This is a genomic window from Duganella sp. FT27W (genome assembly GCF_009295655.1).
GTDB classification, from domain to species: domain Bacteria; phylum Pseudomonadota; class Gammaproteobacteria; order Burkholderiales; family Burkholderiaceae_D; genus Rugamonas; species Rugamonas zoogloeoides.
Genome location: NZ_WHIV01000005.1, coordinates 520368 through 539653, shown reverse-complemented (window position 1 = coordinate 539653; position 19286 = coordinate 520368). Strand labels below are relative to the sequence as shown.

Annotated in this window: 14 protein-coding genes; 6 read left to right on the top strand and 8 right to left on the bottom strand. The window is 64.4% G+C overall.

Translation table 11 applies throughout. The features are described from left to right. The first annotated feature begins 64 nt into the window (after window positions 1–64). Together gluQRS and F8197_RS24270 are read left to right on the top strand one after the other, a co-directional pair. A complete protein-coding gene (gluQRS, locus tag F8197_RS24275; protein WP_227012417.1) occupies window positions 65–1021 on the top strand; it encodes a tRNA glutamyl-Q(34) synthetase GluQRS in 957 nt (318 codons plus the stop codon). Between the two features lie 20 nt (window positions 1022–1041). Next, on the top strand, window positions 1042–2556 hold the full coding sequence (locus F8197_RS24270) for a CYTH and CHAD domain-containing protein (RefSeq protein ID WP_152884201.1): 1515 nt from the start codon (window positions 1042–1044) through the stop codon (window positions 2554–2556). 59 nt (window positions 2557–2615) lie between these two features. Here the strand turns inward: F8197_RS24270 and F8197_RS24265 are convergent, their stop codons facing one another. The 3 genes from F8197_RS24265 to F8197_RS24255 form a co-directional block, all read right to left on the bottom strand. Further along, entirely contained in the window at window positions 2616–3002 is a 387-nt protein-coding gene (locus tag F8197_RS24265) for a hypothetical protein (RefSeq protein WP_227012390.1), read from the bottom strand. A gap of 60 nt (window positions 3003–3062) precedes the next feature. Beyond that, complete coding sequence (locus tag F8197_RS24260; RefSeq protein ID WP_152884199.1) at window positions 3063–3662, bottom strand: LysE family translocator; 600 nt, start codon at window positions 3660–3662, stop codon at window positions 3063–3065. Window positions 3663–3778: 116 nt separating this feature from the next. Beyond that, window positions 3779–4729: a LysR substrate-binding domain-containing protein gene (locus F8197_RS24255; protein ID WP_152884198.1), complete on the bottom strand. Its 951-nt coding sequence runs from the start codon at window positions 4727–4729 to the stop codon at window positions 3779–3781. A gap of 217 nt (window positions 4730–4946) precedes the next feature. Here F8197_RS24255 and F8197_RS24250 point away from each other — a divergent pair, with 217 nt between their 5' ends. The 3 genes from F8197_RS24250 (at window position 4947) to F8197_RS24240 (ending at window position 8757) form a co-directional block, all read left to right on the top strand. Next, complete coding sequence (locus F8197_RS24250; protein WP_152884196.1) at window positions 4947–5684, top strand: HAD family phosphatase; 738 nt, start codon at window positions 4947–4949, stop codon at window positions 5682–5684. Window positions 5685–5729: 45 nt separating this feature from the next. Then, window positions 5730–7277: a hypothetical protein gene (locus F8197_RS24245; RefSeq protein ID WP_152884194.1), complete on the top strand. Its 1548-nt coding sequence runs from the start codon at window positions 5730–5732 to the stop codon at window positions 7275–7277. A 94-nt stretch (window positions 7278–7371) separates the two neighbouring features. Further along, window positions 7372–8757 carry a DUF3422 family protein gene (locus tag F8197_RS24240; RefSeq protein ID WP_152884192.1) on the top strand — a complete coding sequence of 462 codons (1386 nt, stop codon included), beginning with the start codon at window positions 7372–7374 and terminating at the stop codon, window positions 8755–8757. 5 nt (window positions 8758–8762) lie between these two features. On the opposite strand, the gene F8197_RS24235 is transcribed toward F8197_RS24240, so the two are convergent. Beyond that, the gene (locus F8197_RS24235) at window positions 8763–9614 is read right to left on the bottom strand and encodes an alpha/beta hydrolase (protein WP_152884191.1); all 852 of its coding nucleotides are present in this window, start codon (window positions 9612–9614) and stop codon (window positions 8763–8765) included. Window positions 9615–9770: 156 nt separating this feature from the next. Between F8197_RS24235 and F8197_RS24230 the strand changes: the two genes are divergently transcribed. Then, window positions 9771–10529, top strand: coding sequence for an alpha/beta fold hydrolase (locus F8197_RS24230; RefSeq protein WP_152884189.1), 759 nt, complete (start codon window positions 9771–9773; stop codon window positions 10527–10529). Window positions 10530–10618: 89 nt separating this feature from the next. Here F8197_RS24230 and F8197_RS24225 read toward each other — a convergent pair whose 3' ends face one another. The 4 genes from F8197_RS24225 to F8197_RS24210 all read right to left on the bottom strand — a co-directional run bounded on the left by F8197_RS24225 (window position 10619) and on the right by F8197_RS24210 (window position 19279). After that, window positions 10619–12241, bottom strand: coding sequence for a methyl-accepting chemotaxis protein (locus F8197_RS24225; protein ID WP_227012389.1), 1623 nt, complete (start codon window positions 12239–12241; stop codon window positions 10619–10621). A 128-nt stretch (window positions 12242–12369) separates the two neighbouring features. After that, the gene (locus tag F8197_RS24220; RefSeq protein WP_152884185.1) at window positions 12370–14718 is read right to left on the bottom strand and encodes a glycoside hydrolase N-terminal domain-containing protein; all 2349 of its coding nucleotides are present in this window, start codon (window positions 14716–14718) and stop codon (window positions 12370–12372) included. A 15-nt stretch (window positions 14719–14733) separates the two neighbouring features. Continuing rightward, window positions 14734–17610 carry a TIM-barrel domain-containing protein gene (locus F8197_RS24215; protein ID WP_152884183.1) on the bottom strand — a complete coding sequence of 959 codons (2877 nt, stop codon included), beginning with the start codon at window positions 17608–17610 and terminating at the stop codon, window positions 14734–14736. A gap of 22 nt (window positions 17611–17632) precedes the next feature. Next, on the bottom strand, window positions 17633–19279 hold the full coding sequence (locus F8197_RS24210) for a DUF5597 domain-containing protein (protein WP_152884181.1): 1647 nt from the start codon (window positions 19277–19279) through the stop codon (window positions 17633–17635). Window positions 19280–19286 lie beyond the last annotated feature (7 nt).

The following is a 19286-nucleotide window of genomic DNA, read 5'->3' as shown; positions in this document are numbered from 1 at the left end:
CATGACAGACCGCAACTCAGACCGTAATCCGGACGCCAGGCCAGGGGGCAACTCCTTGGACGACTTGGTGGGCAACTCTTCGGGCAACCTGGCGCGCCATTCAGCGGGCAACTCAGTGGGCAAATACGTCGGCCGCTTCGCCCCGTCGCCCACCGGCCCGCTGCATATCGGCTCGCTGGTGGCTGCCATGGCCAGCTACCTCGACGCCAAGGTCCACCACGGCCAGTGGCTGGTGCGCATCGAGGATGTCGATGGCGACCGCAACGTGGCCGGCGCCGACGAGCACATCCTCGCCTCGCTGCAACGCTGCGGCATGGCCTGGGATGGCGACGTCACCTGGCAAAGCCGCCGCACCGGCCTGTACGACGCCGCGCTGCGCCAGCTTGGCGACCTGGTCTACCCGTGCGGCTGCTCGCGGCGCGAGATCGCCGATTCGCAATTGAGCCTCACCGGCCGCCAGGCCCAGGCGCTGATTTATCCCGGCACCTGTCGCCATGGCCTCGCACCGGGCAAGACTGCGCGCGCCCTGCGCCTGAAAGTGCCGCAGTCGCCGCCATGCGTAATTGCCTTCGAGGACCGCTGGGCCGGCCACATCAGCCAGGACCTGACCGACGAGGTGGGCGACTTCGTGATCAGGCGCGCGGACGGTTTCTGGGCCTACCAGCTGGCGGTGGTGGTGGACGATGGCGCGCAAGGCATCACCGACATCGTGCGCGGCGCCGACCTGCTTGACTCCACACCGCGCCAGCTCTACCTGCAGCAGGTGCTGGGCTTGCCGCAGCCGACCTACCTGCATGTGCCGGTGGTGGTGAATCAACAGGGCGAAAAACTGTCGAAGCAGACCGGCGCCCAGGCTTTCGATACGGGCGCCGCACCGGCCGACCTGTTGCAGCAGGCGCTGCTGCCGGCCGCCCGCTTTCTCGGCATGGCATTGACCGCCGGTTCGCTGGACGATTTCTGGCGCCAGGCGGTACCGGCCTGGGAAAATGTCCTGAGAGTTACGTGCGCCAGTCAAGGCTAAATCTGGCCTACACTGTGACGATGGAAATCGAACTCAAACTGCTGCTCGACCAGGAACACAACGCCACCCTGATGGCGCTGCCCCTGCTGGCCGACCACGCCGACGGCGCCCCGCGCCGCCAGCACCTGTCCGCGCATTATTTCGATACCCCCGACCTGCACCTGCTGCGCCACGGCGCCGGCCTGCGCGTGCGCAAGGAAGACGGTCTCTGGATCCAGACCATGAAGGCGGGCGGCAGCGTCCAGAGCGGGCTGCACAGCCGTAACGAGTGGGAATGCCCGGTGGCGCGGCCGTGGCCGCAACTGGGCAAGCTGCGCAAGCTGATAGCCAAACACGATGACGCCGAACCATGGCTCGACATGCTGGCCGCGCCCGAACTCAAGCAACGGCTCGAAGCGCTGTTCGTGGTCGAAGTGGAACGCCATACCTGGGATCTCGATTTTGAAGGCAGCCGTATCGAACTGGTGCTCGACCATGGCCATATCGAACGCCATGGCCGCCAGGTGTCCGTCAACGAAATCGAACTCGAACTCAGGGACGGCGATCCGTCCGCGCTGTTCTCGTTCGCGCTGGAATTGCACGAACATATTCCGCTGCGGATCAGCAATATCAACAAGGCCCAGCGCGGCTACCAGCTGTGCCGCGAAACCGGCACCGAGCCATACCGCGCCAAGGCGCTCACGCTCGACGCCAACGCCACCGTGGCGCAGGCGCTGCAAGCCATCCTCGGCAACTGCCTGCAACACATCCAGAACAACGAACAAGCCATCATCGACGGCGACGACCCCGAAACGCTGCACCAGATGCGGGTGGGACTGCGCCGCATGCGCTCGGCGCTGAAACTGTTCGACGACGTGGCGCCGTGCCCGCCCGCGCTGGCCGACGACATCGCCTGGCTCGGCGGCGAACTGGGCGCCGCGCGCGACGCCGACGTGCTGCTCACCGACACCCTGCCCCGGGTGCAAGCCAATCCCGGCGGCAAGAACGGCCTGATGGCGCTGCAACAATTGGCGCTGGACGCGTCACAAACCCACCGCCGCACGGCGGCGCAAGCGCTGCTGTCGCCGCGCTACACGCAATTATTGTTGAGCATGGGCGTGTGGATGCAGCACCTGTCCACCGACGTGCCCGATGCACCGCTGGCTGACTTTGCCCAGGCCACCTTGCAACGCCTGCACAAGCGTTTATTGAAACGCGCCGCCCGCATGGACGACGCCGATCCGGCATCCATCCACAGCACCCGCATCGCGGCCAAGCGTGGCCGGTATGCACTGGAATTTTTCCACGCCTTGTACCGTGAAAAATCGGCGCGCCAGTATCTGAAAGCGCTGGCGGCGATCCAGTCGGCGCTGGGCCAGCATAACGACCTGGTGGTGGCCGAAGCGCTGCTGCTGGAGATGGCCGAACAGCATCCGGATGCGCTGGACACGATCAGCTTCGCGCGCGGCTACCTGCAAGGGCTGCAAAGCCGCGAGGCGATCGACCTCGACGCCATCCGCGCCACCCTGCAGGCGTTGCGCCTGCCGCGCAACTAAAACCTGCCCCGCTGCCGAGGCGCGCACGCAGCGCCTCACTGCCTAACCGGGATAGCTTCTTAGCGTGGGACGGGCTTGGCTACGACAGCCCAGCTCACCGACGTCTTGCAACCGGCTTGCTGCACGGCAGCGAGCGCATCGTCTGCTTCGGTCGTCGCCTGCGCGTATTCCTTGTTGCCTTCGATTTTGAAGTGCAGCTGCGGCCGGGTGGAGCTCGCCATTTTCGACAGCACCGGCGCAAAGCCGCGCTCGGCCAGCACCTGGCGGCATGGCGTAATCGCTTTCAGGTCGTCCGATTCAAGCCGGATGGTCAGGGTCCAGCGCTCGACGATGCCGTGGGTGGCCAGGTCGGGATCGGGCAACATCAGGTTGGACGGCAAAGTGGCGGCGCTGGCGCCTGCCAGCGTAAAGGCCAACAACGCGGCCAGGGACAATCGACGGTACATCGGCATTCCTAATAATGAATTCAAGCTGCCATGGTAGCAGCCTTCGACTGTTCCCAACTACTAGCTGCGCAGGATCGGATACAGCGACGCCAGCAACAACAACGCCATGCTGACATTAAAGATGCGCACCGAGCGCGGATCTTGCAGAAAGCTGCGCAGCACCACGCCGAACAGCGCCCACGCCCCCACGCAGACAAAACCGATCAGCAGGAACACCAGCGCCAGCAAGAACACGTCGGCCAGGTGCGCATGCGGCGGCAGATACGTGCTCATGGCGCTGAGTATCATCACCCAGGCCTTCGGATTGATCCACTGGAAGGCAGCCGCACCCCAGAAACCGAGCGGCTTCGACAGCTGCGCCTGCTCGGCACTCATCGGCGCCGCGTGCGCCAGCTTCCACGCCAGCCACAGCAGGTAGATCGCGCCCAGGTACTTGAGGATCAGCTGCAACATCGGCACTGCCTCGAACACGGCCTGCAAGCCGAACCCCACCGCAACCACCATGAACGAAAAGCCGCCGCAAATGCCGAACAAATGCGGCAGCGAACGCCTGAATCCATAGTTCAGGCCGGAAGCCAGGATCATGGTGTTGTTTGGGCCGGGCGTGATGGAACTGACGACGGCAAAGGTACACAGCGGCAGCAGCAGATCGGGGGACATGGCGTTTCCTGAAAGAGTTTCAGTCATTGTACGCGCGGGTGTACTGGCGTGTACCAGTACAATCCTGCAATTACCCCACCGTTCTGTACTGGCGACATTGCCATCACACCCGGCCATCACACCTTCTTGCGCCGCCCCAGCAGTTTATAGACGCTCTCCAGCTCGCGCGCCACCAGGTCTTGCCCATTCTCGATCACGAAGTCCTGGAACGACGCCGCCACCTTCGGGATAGGTTGGTCGGTCAGGTGCATGATCTGCCAGTCCGCTTCCACCGGGTTGCCGGCCATCGGCAAAATCGCCAGCAGGCCCGCCTCGAATTCCAGCCCGCACGCGTGCACCGACAAAAAGCCCAGTCCCAGGCCGGCCGACACCATGCGCTTGATCGCCTCGTTGCTCGACACCTCGGAGCCGAATTCGAGCGGATGACCGGCGTCGCGCAGCAGCCGTTCGACGGCAGTGCGGGTGCCCGAGCCGCGTTCGCGCACCATCAGGTTGGCGCCCTTGATGTCGGCCAGCGTGAGCCGCTTCTTCTTCATCAGAGGGTGAGCCGGGCTGGCCACGAAAGCCATCGGGTGGCGCGCGAAGCGGGCCGCGTTGGTGCGCAGCTCGCGCGGCGGCGTGCCCATGATGGCCAGGTCGATCTCGTGGCGCGCCAGCATGCTGATGATCTCCGCGCGGTTGCCCACCTGGAGTTTCAAATGAACGTCGGGGCGCTTCAACGTAAACGGCACCAGCAGCGGCGGCAGCAAATGCTCGGCGGTGGTGACCGCGCCGATGCGCAGCGTGCCGCTGGTGACGCCTTGCAGCGCCGCCAGTTCTTCCTCCGCCTGCTGCCACAGGCGCAGCATGCGCTCGGAAAAATCGAGCATCACCTCGCCCGCAGCGGTGAGCTGGATATTGCGGCCGACCTTGCGCGTAAGGGCGATGCCGGCGATATCTTCCAGCGTGCGCAGTTGCAGCGAAATGGCCGGCTGCGTGACGTGCATCGCATCCGCCGCCCGCGACACGCTCTCGTGCCGCGCCACCAGGACCAGCGATTGCAGCTGGCGGAAACTCGGGTATTGCATAAGCCTATCCTTATCAATAACTAAAAATCTTTAATTTTTCTTTTGATTATATTACCTTTATATTGTTGGCTTGAGGGGGCTTCGAAAACCGTAGCGAGCGGCTTGTTATTGTCTTGAGTAGCGGAAGCGTACGGAAGTACGCTGAGCAACGGAAAGGCGATAGCAGGACGCGCAGTAGGTTTGCGAAGCTCCCGGACACTGTTTAGCGAGATTAAATATGAGCATAGACGTGATCTTCCTCGGTCTGGACGGCGTACTGTTCGACACCGAAACCCCGCACCTGTCGGCCTGCAACGCGGCCTTCGCCACCGCCGGCCTGTCGCTGCGCTGGGACGCGCGCGCCTTGCGCCACGCCGTCGCCACCCACGGCTACGCCCGCGCCATCGAGGGCGCCCTGCCGCCGTCGATGCCTGCACGCGACCGCAAGCGCGCCGCCGAAATGGCAAAGGACAAGCACCGCGAATTCCACCACGCGATCGTCACCGCGCCACCGAAAGCGCTGCCGGCAGCGCTGGCCCTGATCGACGACGCCATCGCCGACGGCTGCAAGATCTGCATCCTGACCGACCTGCCGGCAGCCACCGCCTCAGCGCTGCTGTCGAACGCCTTCGGCACCGACGTCAACAGCCTGTTTACGGTGGTCACGGGCAGCGCCAACTTCGACGGTCCTACCGGCACCGGCCCGTACGCCCGCGCGCTGCACGCCATCGGCGTGCAGGCGTCGGACGCCATCGCCATCGATGCCGGTGCGCCGGCCCTGCGCGCAGCGGAAAGCGCAGGCCTCTGGACCGTCAGCATCGCCCCGGCCAGACACGGCGCCGACGTGGTGCGCCCGCGCCAGTTCATCACCTACGATGCGCTGCGCGAACTGCACGGCGGACCTTACAGCCACCAGGCGCCGCAAGTGCCGCCGGTGTCGAAGCAAGCCGCAGCAGCGCGCCAATTGGCCGCCTGAGCGCCTGGTCGTGGTTCGGCGCAGGGACGGGCTTATAATAGTTTCATGAATACGATCAATCCCCTGAGCCGGACCGGCGTCACCGCCACTTCCTCCAGCACCACCGCTGCCAGCGTCAAGACAACGGCCGGTGCCACTGCAGGCGGTACGCGCGCAGGCGACTCCACCGTGGTATCGCTGGGCGCGCAGCAGGCGACCGGCCCCACCTTCCTGTGGGAGAACCGCACCCGCAGCACGGCGGCGGTCATGATGGCGCAAAACTTCGGCAACGAACCGATGGCCGGCCGCCTCAAGGGACTGGGCGGCGAATTGCTGCGGCAAGTGGCCTACGACGGCCAGGATTTTTCGCAATCGATACAGCGCGCGCCCGACGGCGTGCAAGCCGATACCTACGACATGCTGGTCGCGCCCACGCAGGTATCGCAGCATGGCATGGGCGACAACCGCATCGCGCTCACCATCACCACCCGCAGCGGCGTCAAGGTGGAACTGGCGCTTGACACCGGCGACAACAGCGTCGCGATCAAGGCCGAGAGCAGCGGCGACCTCAGTGAAACCGAACGCAAGGCGCTGGGCAAGCTGGCCGACGCTTTCCAGCAGGCCGTCGACGGCATCACCGCAGACCCGCCACGCGTTGACCTCGCCGGCCTCACGCAATTCGACAGCGGCGCGCTCGCCTCGGTGGACCTCAAGGCGTCGATCAAACTCAATCCGAAGGAAACCCAGAAGCTTGAGTTCCACGCCGACGGCGCCCGGCGTTCGGTCAGCATCGACGGCCCGTCCGGCAGCGCCAGGATCGGCGTGGACCTGACTCAGCCCGCCGCCTGGGGCAACCCGGAACAGCAGGCCAAGGCGCTGGGCCGCTACCTGCAACAGGTGGACCAGGCCAGCAGTCGGGGCCAGGCCAGCGGTGCCATGCCGGCCATGTTCAAGGACGCCTTCACCGACATGAACAGCAACTACGGCAATCCGGCCGTGGCGCCCTCCCCCAGCCAGATGCTGACCCAGCGCGACCAGGCGCTCACCACCGGCCTGGCCGACTTCAATGCATCGTTCTCGCTGCCCGATGTCGCCTCCAATCCGGCGCGGCCCACGGAAAAGGACAGCTTCTCGTACGAGTTGTCGCAGAAAACGCAGATGTCGGGCAAGTCGGCGTGGGACCTCTCGGTATCGCAACAGCAGCAGTCGCGCCTGAAGGCGAGCTACCACATGCCGGTCAAGGCCGGGGCCACGCTGGCATTGGACCTGTCGCCCAATTCGCAGAACTACAAGTACGTCACCATCGACGACAGCGCCAGCAGCACCACCAGCTTCAAGTACGACCAGGGCATGCTGGCCAAGGCCAGCCACGAGATGCAGGCGGCCCGCTCTACGCGGGTGCTGGAATACATGTACGGCAAAGTCAGGGACGACCACACCACGCCCGAAGGCAAGGCGTCATCGCGCGACCTGCTGCCGGAACTGGAAGGCGACGTGCTGCCCACCGGCGCCTGGGAACGCGCGCAGGCGCTGGCTGCCATCAACGACAAGATCTTCCTGCAAGCGAACCCGGATGCCATCGCCGCAAACCCTGAGGACGCATCACAACGCTGAGCATTTGATTTCCATCGCGTAAGGAAGGTTGTGCCGGCCGTTCCCGCGTCATATACTGCACTGCAACATATTCACTTTACTCCCAAGGAAGGTCATGTCCCTCGCATACCGCGCCACCGCCGATTTCGCCAAGCTCAATCACCCGATGCGGGTGCCGCTGTCGGCCGAAATCCATTCCCGCCCGTTCCTGCAATTGCAGGCGCCGGAAAGCCTGACCCATTTCGCGCTGTACGTGCAGCAGGACCATCCTTCGCAAAAGCTCCACCGCAGCACCCAGCACGAGATTTTGCAGCAGCTGTGCGCCCACTACGGCGTGGCCGCGCCGGGCGCGCAGGCGCGCTACTTCTTCCACGACTTCGGCCGCTTCCGCCTCAAGTGGGAGTGCCACACCGAGTTCGCGACGTTCACGTTTGTCGAGCGGGCGGACACCGATCCCGATTTCCGCCAGTCGTTCCAGAAAGTGCCGCTGCAGCACGTGCCGCAAGAGTGGCTCGCCGGCCTGCACGGCAAGATCATCGTGGCCGCCCACGTGCTGTTATGTTCTGGCGTGGAGGGCAGCGACAAGACCGAGGCGATTGCCGCCCTGTTCCAGGGCAAGTCGCTGGTGGGCAGCAACGTGGCCGGCGCCGCCGAGGTGTGGACCGATTTCCTGATCCAGCCCGACGGCTTTTCCCGCTTCGTGGTACGCGACATGGGCCTGCGCGAGTTCCAGTCCGGCCGCCTGGTGGGCCGCCTGCTGGAAATCGAAACCTACCGCATGATGGCGTTACTGGGACTGCCGAACGCGGAAGCGTCGCAGCCGCTGTTGAATGGCATCGAGAACGAACTGGCCGACCTCACCGCCACCCTGGTGCAGGCCGACCAGCCGGCGCAGGACGCGCGCATCGATGCGCGCGAAGAGGGCCACCTGCTGCACCACATCACCAGCCTGGCGGCGCGGCTCGAGAAAATCTCGGTCAACAACAGTTATCGGTTCGCCGCCTCGCAGGCGTATTTCAGCCTGGTGCAGGCGCGCATCCACGAACTGCGCGAAGTGCGCATCGCCGGCATCCAGACCCTGGCCGAATTCATGGGCCGCCGGCTGGCGCCGGCCATGCACACGTGTACGTCGGTGGCGCTGCGGCAGGAAGCGCTGGCCAAGCGTATCGGCCGCAGCAACGACTTGCTGCGCACCCGCGTGGGCATCGAGCAGGAAGGCCAGAACCGCAAGATCCTGCAATCGCTCGACGCGCGCGCAGCCCAGCAACTGCGGCTGCAACAGGCGGTGGAGGGGTTGTCGGCCGTGGCGATTTCGTACTACACGCTGGGACTGATCGGCTACGCCGGCAAGGCCATGAAGGCGGGCGGCCTGGCCGTCAACCCGGACATCCTGCAAGGGGTGGCGGTGCCGGTGGTGATCGCGGCCGTGTGGCTGGGACTGCGCCGCGTGCACCACCATATCGCCGAGCGCAGCCAGGCTGGCGCGCGCCAGCTGGCCTGAGACACTTACACTGGCAGGACCGGCTGCGGATAGAAGCGGTCGGTCAGGAAGTAGGCGATGCGCTCCTGCGTCTCCGGCAGGTAGGGGATGTTGATGTGGTTCGAACCGGGCACGATCTCGTCGGCCTGCAAGGTGCCCAGTTTTTGCACCAGCAGGTCGGTGTGCGAATGCGGCACGATGTCGTCATGCTCGGAGCGCAGCACGTACACGGGGGCGTTGATCTTTTCGGCGTACTTCACCGACTCGAACTTGTGGCGCAGGACGTATTCCACCGGCAGCGTGCGGAACTTGCGCTTGGCGATCGCCAGGATCGAATCGTAAGGCGTGATCAGCACCACGGAACACGGCTCGCGGTCGATGGCCACCTGCACCGCCACGCCGGAACCGAGGCTGCGCCCCACCACCGCCATGCGCTTGGGATCGACGTCGCGGCGGTTGGCCAGCCAGTCGTAGAGCATGCGGCCGTCTTCGACAAAATGGATTTCGGCCGGATCGCCGTGCGAATCGCCGTAGCCACGATAGTTCACGGCCAGCACGGTCATCCCGGGGAACAGCTTGCCGGCGTCGCGCGCCACCCACGACACTTCCTCCGAGCGGCCACCGAAGTACACCACGCCGGGGTGCTGGCCGGCCAGCCGCGGCGTCATCAGCCAGCCGGACAGGCGGGTGCCGTCTTTGGCGCGGATCACGACCGCGCGGGTGCGATGCCCGGCGCTGTACGGCTTGAGCACTTCGCGCCGGCTGCCCAGCGGGTTGAATAACAGGCGGTTCTGGCTAGCTGCCACCGCAGCCGTCAATCCGATCCACAACACGCTCAGAATGCCGGCCACGCCGGCGACTTTTTTTGTATGCTTCATACCGATACTGTACACTTTTTGGCCAGATGATCTGTTCCCAAACGAACAAAACGATTTGCCAGTGGTAAAGAACGTACATGGGGCCGGGTTGCCTCTTGCACAAGGGAGAGGCACGACTCGGTATAATCGTCGCTTCCTCGTTATCGCGTGCGCACCATGAAACCGGCCATCGTCCTGCTCCACAGTTCCATGAGTTCCAAGGCCCAGTGGGCCGCCCTGTCCACGCAACTGGCAGACAGGTACCGCTGCATCCCGCTCGACCTGCTCGGCTACGGCGCCGCGCCGTTTCCCTCCGCTGCCGCCAGCGCCGGTTACGTCCACACGCTGGCGCACGAGGCAGAGGCGATCAACGCCGCATTGTCCACCGCGCTGGCGCCCGACGAGCCGTTCCACCTGGTGGGCCACTCGTACGGCGGCGCCTCGGCACTGCACCTGGCGCGCCAGGCGCCCGACCGCGTGCTGTCGCTGGCGCTGCACGAGCCGGTGGCGTTCCACCTGCTGCCGGCGCACGACGCATCCAAGCGGGAAATCACCGGTGTGGTCGATACCATCCTCGCCGCACCTTCGGATCGCGACGCCACCCGCATCTTCATCGATTACTGGAACCGTCCCGGCTCGTTCGACGCCGCGCCGCCGGCCGCGCAGGACAAGATGATCGCCATGATCGCCAAGGTAAAACTGGACTTCCAGGCGCTGCTGGGCGAGCCGGTGGCGTTTGCCGACCTGGCGGACCTGAAGGTGCGCACGCTGGTGATGGCGGGCCAGCACAGCCCGATTTCCACGCGCGGCCTGGCGCCGCAGCTGGCGGCTGCGCTGCCCAATGCCACGGTGCTGGAAACGCGCGGCGCCCACATGGGACCGATCACCCATGGCGACGCCATCAACCCGGTGATCGCCGCGTTTATCGGCGCTTGATCGACGGACAGCTTGATCGACGGATAAGCAGCGCCGGACCGGCGTTGGGCGGGCGCCCGACGAGCGCGGCGCCGCCCGGTCAAATCAGATCACGTCAATCGCAGCGGCGCCGCGCGGGCAACGCCCAGGCTACGCTGGCCACCCTGTCCTCCCTGGCGACTATCGGCCACCGTGAACTGTCCCACCTGCGCCAGCAGCGCCTGCGCCTGTTCGCGCATGCTGGCCGCCGCTGCCGCCGCCTGCTCGACCAGCGCCGCATTTTGCTGGGTCATCTCGTCCATCTGGTTGATGGCCTGGTTGATCTGCTCGATGCCCGAGCTTTGCTGTTCGCTGGCCAGCGTGATCTCGCCCATGATGTCGGCCACCTTGCGCACGCTATCGACCACCTCGCCCATGGTATGGCCGGCCTGGTCCACCAGCTTGCCGCCCTCGTCCACCTTGCCGATGGAGTCGTCGATCAGCGTCTTGATTTCGCGCGCCGCCGATGCCGAACGCTGGGCGAGGTTGCGCACTTCGGTGGCCACCACGGCGAAGCCGCGTCCCTGCTCGCCGGCGCGCGCCGCTTCCACCGCCGCGTTCAGCGCCAGGATATTGGTCTGGAAGGCGATCCCGTCGATCACGCCGATGATGTCCGCCATTTTGCCGGAACTGGCCTTGATCGAGCCCATGGTCGCCACCACCTGTCCCACCACGGCGCCGCCGCGCGCAGCGACGTCGCTGGCCGACAGCACCAGCGCATTGGCCTGGCGCGCATTGTCGGCATTCTGGCGCACGGTACCCGTCATTTCTTCCATCGAACTGGCGGTTTCCTCGAGCGCGCCGGCTTGCGCCTCGGTGCGAGCCGACAGGTCGGCATTGCCGGCGGCGATTTCCTGCGCCGCCACCGTGATGGTGTCGGTGGACTGGCGCACGTCGCCGACCAGCTGCGACAGGTTGCCGTTCATCTGGCTCAGCGCGTCGAGCAACTGGCCGGTTTCGTCGCGGGACTGGTTATCGACTTGCGAAGTCAGGTCGCCAGCGGCCACGCGGCGCGCCACGGCCACCGCGCGTTCCAGCGGCGCCACCACCGAGCGGCCCAGCAGCACGGCCAGCGCGCCGCCCAGCAGCACGATGGTGGCCGCCAGCGCCAGCATCAGGGTGCGGCTCGCTTCGTTGATCTGCTCGATCTCGTCGGCGGCAACCTCGATCTGGCGGCGCTGCTCCTTGAGCAGCGCTTCGGCGGAAGCCAGGTAGGCGGCGCTGTCGGGTACATAGACGTCGCGCATGCGCTGCTGCGCCTCGTCCAGCCGTCCCTCTTTCTTGAGCGCCAGGATGCCGTCGCGGGCGCTCAGGAAGGCCTTGCGCCGCACGCCGACCTCCGCGAACAGCTTTTTCTCGATGTCGGTGTCCATCCGCGCCTCGACCTGCTTTTGCAGCAGGGCCGAGGCGTCGGTGGCAGCCTTGATGCTATCGGCGAAATACGCGCCCAGGCTCATGTCGGCACTGATGATGATGGCAGTGGTGCGCGGTATGCCCGAGTACATATTGCGATACCAGTCTTGCAGCATGCGCTCGGTAGCCATCGGCTCGTCCACCATCTGTTGGGTAGCGTTGGCCACGTGGTGCAGGCGGGTGATGCTCACGGCAATGGCGACGACCGCCAGGAACAGGATGCTGGCAAAGCCAAAGGCGAGCCGGCGCTTGATGCTGAGGTTGCTGAAAAAGTGGCGCAATTGATAACCCTGAAAGAAGACGGAAATAGGCATACATTGAAAATGTGCCGTTAGGCAATTATCATAGCGCCAACTTCGTCGCTTGGCGACCTTTCAGTGACTATCTGTTACTTTATTCCGACTTTCACTTACAAACCAGCATCGAGGCGGCTGCTTGCACCGGCGGTCAGCTGCAGTGGCCGCACGCGGTCGCCATAACGCACGCGGACCTCGCCGGTGCCGGCAATGCGGCGAATGGTGGCGGCGGTGAGCCGGCCATTGCGCCAGGCGATATCGACCTCGTACCCGCCGCGCGCCCGCAAGCCCTTTACCGAGCCATTGCGCCACACGGCAGGCAGCGCCGGCAGCAAATGCAGTTCGCCATTCTGCGACTGCAGCAGCATCTCGCTGATCGCTGCGGTAGCACCGAAATTGCCGTCGATCTGGAATGGCGGATGGGCGTCGAACAGGTTGGCGTACGTGCCGCCGGCGTTGTTGACTTCCGTGCCCTGCCCTGTTTGCAGCGCCGCCCGCGCGCCCGGCTTGGCCAACTGGCCGCGCAGCATGGTGTACGCGTGGTCGCCGTCGAGCAGCCGCGCCCAGTAGGCGATCTTCCACGCCATCGACCAGCCGGTGCCGGCGTCGCCCCGGCTCTGCAACGACACCCGGGCAGCAGCGGCCAATGCGGGCGTGGTGGTCGGCGAAATCTGCCGGCCCGGGAACAGGCCAAATAAATGCGAGACGTGGCGATGGGTGTCGCCCGGCTGGTCGAGCACCGGGTCGCCCTTCTTCTCGTCCATCCACTCCAGCAGCTGGCCCCAGCTGCCCACGCGCGGCGTCACCAGGCGGTCGCGCAGCGCCGCCACTTCAGCACCGAATGCGGTGTCGCCCAGCACCCCGGCTGCTTCCACCGTGTTGTTGAACAGGTCCCAGATGATGGCCTGGTCGTAGGTCACGCCGTCTTCGATCGGGCCGTGCTCGGGCGACCAGCCCAGCGGCGCCACCAGGCGCCCGTCCGGCAGCGCTTTGAGCGTGTCCTGCCAGAAGTGCACGGCTTCCTTCATCATCGGATACGCCACGTCGCGCAGGTAGGCGCGGTCCTGGGTGAACGCGTAGTGTTCCCAGAAGTGCTGGGCGTACCAGGCGTTGCCGGTCTTGTTCCAGATGTAGCCCATGGCGCCGAACGGGTTCGACTCGGTACGCAGCGTCCAGCCGCGCACCGGCTTGCCGGCGGCGGTCACGAACGTTTCTTCGCGCTGAACGGCCGCGCCGCTCAGGTCCGGCGCGGCCATGACCACCGAGTCCGGATGCGCAATCGCCTTGGCCGCCGTGTCGGCAATCAGCTTGCGGTACACGGGCGCCACGCCCTGCACGAAGTTCAAAAATGGCAGCGCATGTTCGGAGAGGTTGCCTGGCTCGGCCGGCCAGTAATTCATCTGGATGTTGATATTGGTGTGGTAGTCCGAGTTCCACGGCGGCGACAGGCTGTTGTTCCACAGTCCCTGCAAATTGGCCGGCAGCGAACCGCGCGAGCTCGATATCAGCAGGTAGCGGCCGTACTGGTAGAACAGCGCTTCGAGTTCCGGGTCGTTGCCTTGCGCCGTATAAGTTTCGAGACGCTGGTCGGTGGGCAGCGCGCGGCGCGCGGCCGATGCACTGCCGAAGTCCACGCTGACGCGATCGAAGCGGGCGCGGTAGTCCTGCTGGTGCGCGGCCAGCAGCGCCGGCCAAGCAGGTGCTGCGGTGACTTGCCCGGTGAGGCGCTTGAGCGGTGGCGCCCCCTGGAACTTCTTGTCGGCGTCGAGCACGTAGCTGGTGCCGGCGCCCAAAATCACGGTCACCGCATCGCAATCTTTGAACGTGATCCGGTTGCCGTCGATGGCGATGCGGCCACCCTCGTGGCGTACCTGCACCTGGCTGGCGTAGTCCATCGCGTTGGACGATGGCGCCGGGCCTTTGCCGCGCAGCGAACCGATGGCCGTGATGCGGTCGCCGCTGGCCTCGATGCGCGCCTGGTGCATGTCCGCCAGTTCGATCGAGCCGGTGTACTGGCCACGGCGGTCGGCAGACAGGCGCACCGCGATCACCTGCGCCGGATAGCTGGCCAGGGCTTCGCGCTGGAATGTGACGCCGTGGTGGGTGTAGGTGACGCGGTGCAGGCTGCGGCCGATGTCGAGCTGGCGCGTATAGCCAGTGGCCTGGTCGTGGCCTGGCAGGTTGATATACACGTCGCCGAACGGCTGATACGCGCCCATCACCTTGTGGTCGCCAGTCCACAGCGTGATGTCGTTGAACTGGATGCGTTCACGCGCCAGTTGGCCGAACAGCATGGCGCCAATGCGGCCATTGCCGATCGGGAGCGCTTCACGCTCCCAGCCGACATCGGTGTTCGGTGCCGGCTGCTGGTAGCGCAAGGTCAGATCTGCGGCAGACGCCGTCCCGGCAAGTACAAAGGACAGCGCCAGCCACGGCGCCGCCTTGATCAAGAGTTTGAACAAAGCGGCTCCGGCTGATTAACGCTTGATGGTGACGGCTTTGCCTTCGTAGGCCACCACCTTGTCGGACGCATCGAAATTGTCCGAGCTCGACACGCCAGGCTTGATGAAGCGCACGCGGAACTCGCGCTTGGCCACCATCCCCTTGTAAGAACCGGCGCGCGCGCCGATTGTCACGGTGCCGGTCTTGTCGCTGTAGGTCACCGGGATGCGGCTGAACTCCTTGCGCAGGTAGCCGTTGGACACGCCGTCATCCTCGTACAGGCTGAAGGTGCCGTCGGCGCCCGCATACACGTTGAAGGTGATCGGCGCATCGGGCTTCTCGTCCACGTACTGCGTGACCGGGCCCACCGGCACGATAGAGCCTGCCTTGACCAGCAACGGCATGCGCGTTTCCGGCGCCTTGATCGCCACCCGGGTGCCGCCTTTATGCAGCTCGCCCGTATAGAAATCGTACCAGTCCGCGCCTTTTGGCATGTACACGCTGCGTTCGCGCGCGCCGTATTCGTACACCGGCGCGACCAGGAAGCTGTGGCCGAACAGGTACTGGTCGGCGATGTTCTTCACCGCGTCGTCCTCGGGGAAGTCCATCACCAGGCCGCGCATGATGGTGCCCGACTCGTGGTGCGTGGTGGCGGCGGTCGAGTAAATGTACGGCATCAGGCGGTAGCGCAGCTTGTCGTACCAGACCATCGATTCGCGCATCGGCGAGCCTTCCGGCGAAATGATGTGGATTTCGCGCTTGACCACTTCGCCGTGCGAGCGGAACAGCGGCGAGAACGCGCCGAACTGCCACCAGCGCAGGTTCAGCTCACGCCATTCCTTGAGGTCTTCCGGCGTGCCCTGGTTGGCGGCCACGGTGCGGTTTTCCTGGGCCGAGCCCACGTCGCCGGTCTGGAAGCGCACTTCCTGCGCATAGCCGCCAATATCGTGGGTCCAGTTCGGAATGCCCGACATCGAAATCTGCACGCCGGCCGAGATCTGGTCGTACAGGTTGTTCCAGCGGCCGACGGTGTCGCCGCTCCACAGCGCGGTACCGTTGCGCTGGATACCGGCAAAGCCCGAACGCGACAGGATGAACTGGCGCTTCTGCGGCTGATCCTTGATCAGGTGGTTGTAGAAGCCCTCGGTGTGCACCAGGCTGTAGGGATTGAACGTGACTTCACCGGCGCCATACACGGTCGGTCCGATCAGCTTTTTGAAGTCTTCCAGGCGGGTGTTGGACAGCACGTCAGGTTCGGTATTGTCCATCCACCAGGCGTCGAAGCCCAGGTCCACCAGCTTCGGCTTCATCTGGCGGAAGTACATGTCCTGCGCGCCCTTGGTGTAAGGGTCGTAGTGGCTGTTCTTGTAGCCCGGTCCCACCCAGTCAAGGTCGCCGTTTTCGACGTTCTTGGTCCACATGTAGCCGGCCTTGTTCAGCTCCTGGTAGTTCTTGGTGTTCTCGTAGAACTTGCCCCAGATCGAAATCATCACGCGCGCATTGTTCTTGTGGACTTCGTCCACCATGCCTTTCGGATTCGGGAAGCGCGCCTTGTCGAAGTCGTGCGAACCCCAGCCGTCCTGCGGCCAGTAGAACCAGTCCTGCACCATGTTATCGATCGGCCAGCCCTGCTTGCGATACTCTTTGAGTACGCCCAGCAGCTGCTCCTGGGTCTCGTAGCGCTGGCGCGACTGCCACAGGCCGTACGACCATTTCGGCATCATCGGCGCTTCGCCGGTCAGGTGGCGATAGCCGGCAATCACCTTGTCGATGCTGGTCTCACCGTTGATGACGTAGTAGTTGATGCTCTGCGCAACTTCCGACGAGAAGGTCAGCGAGTGGCGTTCCGGCGCCGGCAGCGGGTCGTTGTGGGTCATGGCGATCATGCCGCCCGACGGTTTCCACTCGAGGTGTAGCTTGACCGGCTTGTTGGCTTCGAGTGTCAGTTCGAAGTTGTGGTACCACGGATTCCAGCCCTGGCGCCACACGTCCATGATCTGCTTGCCGTCGATATCGAGCTTGGCGTAGTCCGACGAATACAGCTGCATCTTGTGCACGCCCGGCTTGTCAGAGGTCAGCGTACCGTCCCACACCACTTTCACGCCGACTGCTTTTTTCGGGTCGCCCAGTTCCTTCGGCCAGTTTTCGGCCACATCCTTGAGGTACTGGTAATCGATGTCCTTTTCCTGGCGCGTCAGTACCAGCTTGTCGTCCACGTAGTAGCGCGCGGTCAGGCCGCCGGCCTTGCCGTCGGCGTCCGCCAGTTTCAGGTCGCGCGACAGGAAGCCATACGGCTTCGGATCGCCGAAGCGCGAGATCGAATTGTTGTCCCACAAAACGCCGTAGTTTTTGTCGGAGACCACGAACGGCACGGCAATGACCATATTGTGCTGCATGAGCAGCACGTCTTCGCCGTTGAGGTTCATCTGGCCGTTCTGGTGCTGGCCCAGGCCGTAATACGCGTCCCTGGTGCCGTGGTTGAAGCCCTGCGTGACCGCCATGAACGGCTTGCCGCCCACGTCCACCGGCGTCATGTTCTCCGCCGCTTGCGTCAGGAACGCTTTGCCGGCGGCATTGAAGAACTGCACCTGGCCAGTGGCCAGCGAGACCGCCACCGAAATTTTCTTGGCCTTCAGCGTGACCTTGTCCTTGCCTTGCGCAGTGACCTGGAAGTTACCGCTAACAGGAGCGGCCACGGTCATCAGCGACGGCGTGAGCTGCTTGCCCGCCTGATCGGTCTTGACCACGTGGATGATGTTGTCGTTCATGACTTCGAGGCGCACTTCCTTGGCGCCGCTGTCGGGCTTGACGACAACGCCGGTGGCGGTCTTCTCGAAGGTGCCGGCCATTGCGTGGCCGGAGATCAGCACCGCCAGGCAGGACGCCGCGGGCACGATTGCTTTGAATTGCATGTGTTCTCCTGAGTTTTTATAGTTAGTACGTGCCGACTTTAACCTTCAACACCACCGGATTGCCGGTCAGGTTGAGGCCATAGTCGGTCTGGTCGCCATTCCAGTTACGTTCCATGATCCACTTGCCGGAGGCATCATACCGCCCCTCTTCCACGCGCGCCCACATGGTCGGCTTGCCTTCCGCGTTGTCGATCTTTACCCGCGCGTGCTGGCCGACGATGATGAATTCATTGTCGGCGATCTGCGCGATCGCCACGCCGCCGTTGGGCTTCTCGGTATTGGCCGGCAGGTCCTTCACGTCCTTGAAGTACTGCGCTTCGCCGAACTGCCATTCGCGGAACGAAATGGTGGCGTTCCAGCCCTTGAGCGCGAGCTTTTGCGGCTGGCGGTCGTCGCCTTCGGCCACGCCGTAAGTGCGGCCCTCGAATGCCCACTTCGACCACTGGCGCTCCATCGGCCGGAACGCGCCGAAGATTTTTCCGTAGGCAGCCGTCATGGTCTTGTCGGTGGCCTTGTGGCCGAGCGGGAAATTGCTGTAGTCGGCGTAGTCGATCCCGAACGGCGCGAAGTTGATCGCACCACGGCCGATCACCAGGTAGGCATAGCGCACGTATTCGGCAGCGTTGCTCATCTCCGGCACGGCCAGCGCATTGTCCGCGCGCTGGAACTTGTCGAGCGTGGCAACGAACTTGCGCCATTCCGGGTTGTAGATGTCGGGAGCCGCAAAGTCGATCGAAGGCGCGGCAGCCTTGTAGATGTCGATCACGTCGAACGTCGGACCGCCGCTGGCAAAGTTCTTGTTCCAGGGCTTGACCGGTTCTTCCAGCGAATCGCGGATCGAGTTGTTGACGAACATCGGCAGGTTGTACACGTCGCGCCCCGCCTTGGCGATCTCGCCGATGTACCTGGCCACCGAATACGCGTGAAAGTACTCATCGGCGTAGTCGCCGTACACCTGCTTCCAGGTGCCGGTTGCAGCCAGCGCCACCGGCGACTTTTTACGTTTTAAAACTTCGGCCGGCACCGGACTGTTGAACTGCGCTTCGGCCTTCGAACCGTAGTCGCGCGCATAGCCGTAGGTACCCACCTCGTTCTGCACCTGCATCATGATCACGGTGCGCTGTACATCGTCGATCTTCTTGATGTGCGCCATCAGGGCGACAAAGGCCTTTTTGTCGGCCTTGAGGGTTTCCTCGCCTTGCGGCGACAGGCAGTAGATCGGTTTGCCCTGCTGATCGACCATGCGCGGGAAGCGGGCGTTGTCGAACTTGACCCACTCCGGCGTGTAACTGGCGCTGGTGTTCTTCCAGGTGCCAAACCACAGCAGCACCAGGCGCACCTTGTTCTTGCGCGCCTGGGCCACCAGGGTATCGACATAGCTGAAATCGAACTTGCCTTCGACCGGCTCGATCTGCTCCCACGCCACCGGAATTTCCAGCGTGTTGGCGTTGGCATCCTTGATGGCCGCCCACACCTTGTCCAGCGCCAGCGGATAATTGCTGGAGTTCTGGGCCTGGCCGCCAAACATGACGAACGGCGCGCCGTCCACCATCAGCGCATGGCGACCATCTTTTTGCACCAGTTCCGGAATCGGCGCGGCCGCCGCGCCAGCTGCGACCCATATTGTCAAACCAAGCGATACGACCAGCTGGCGGGCGGTTGTTTTCATGCGGTGC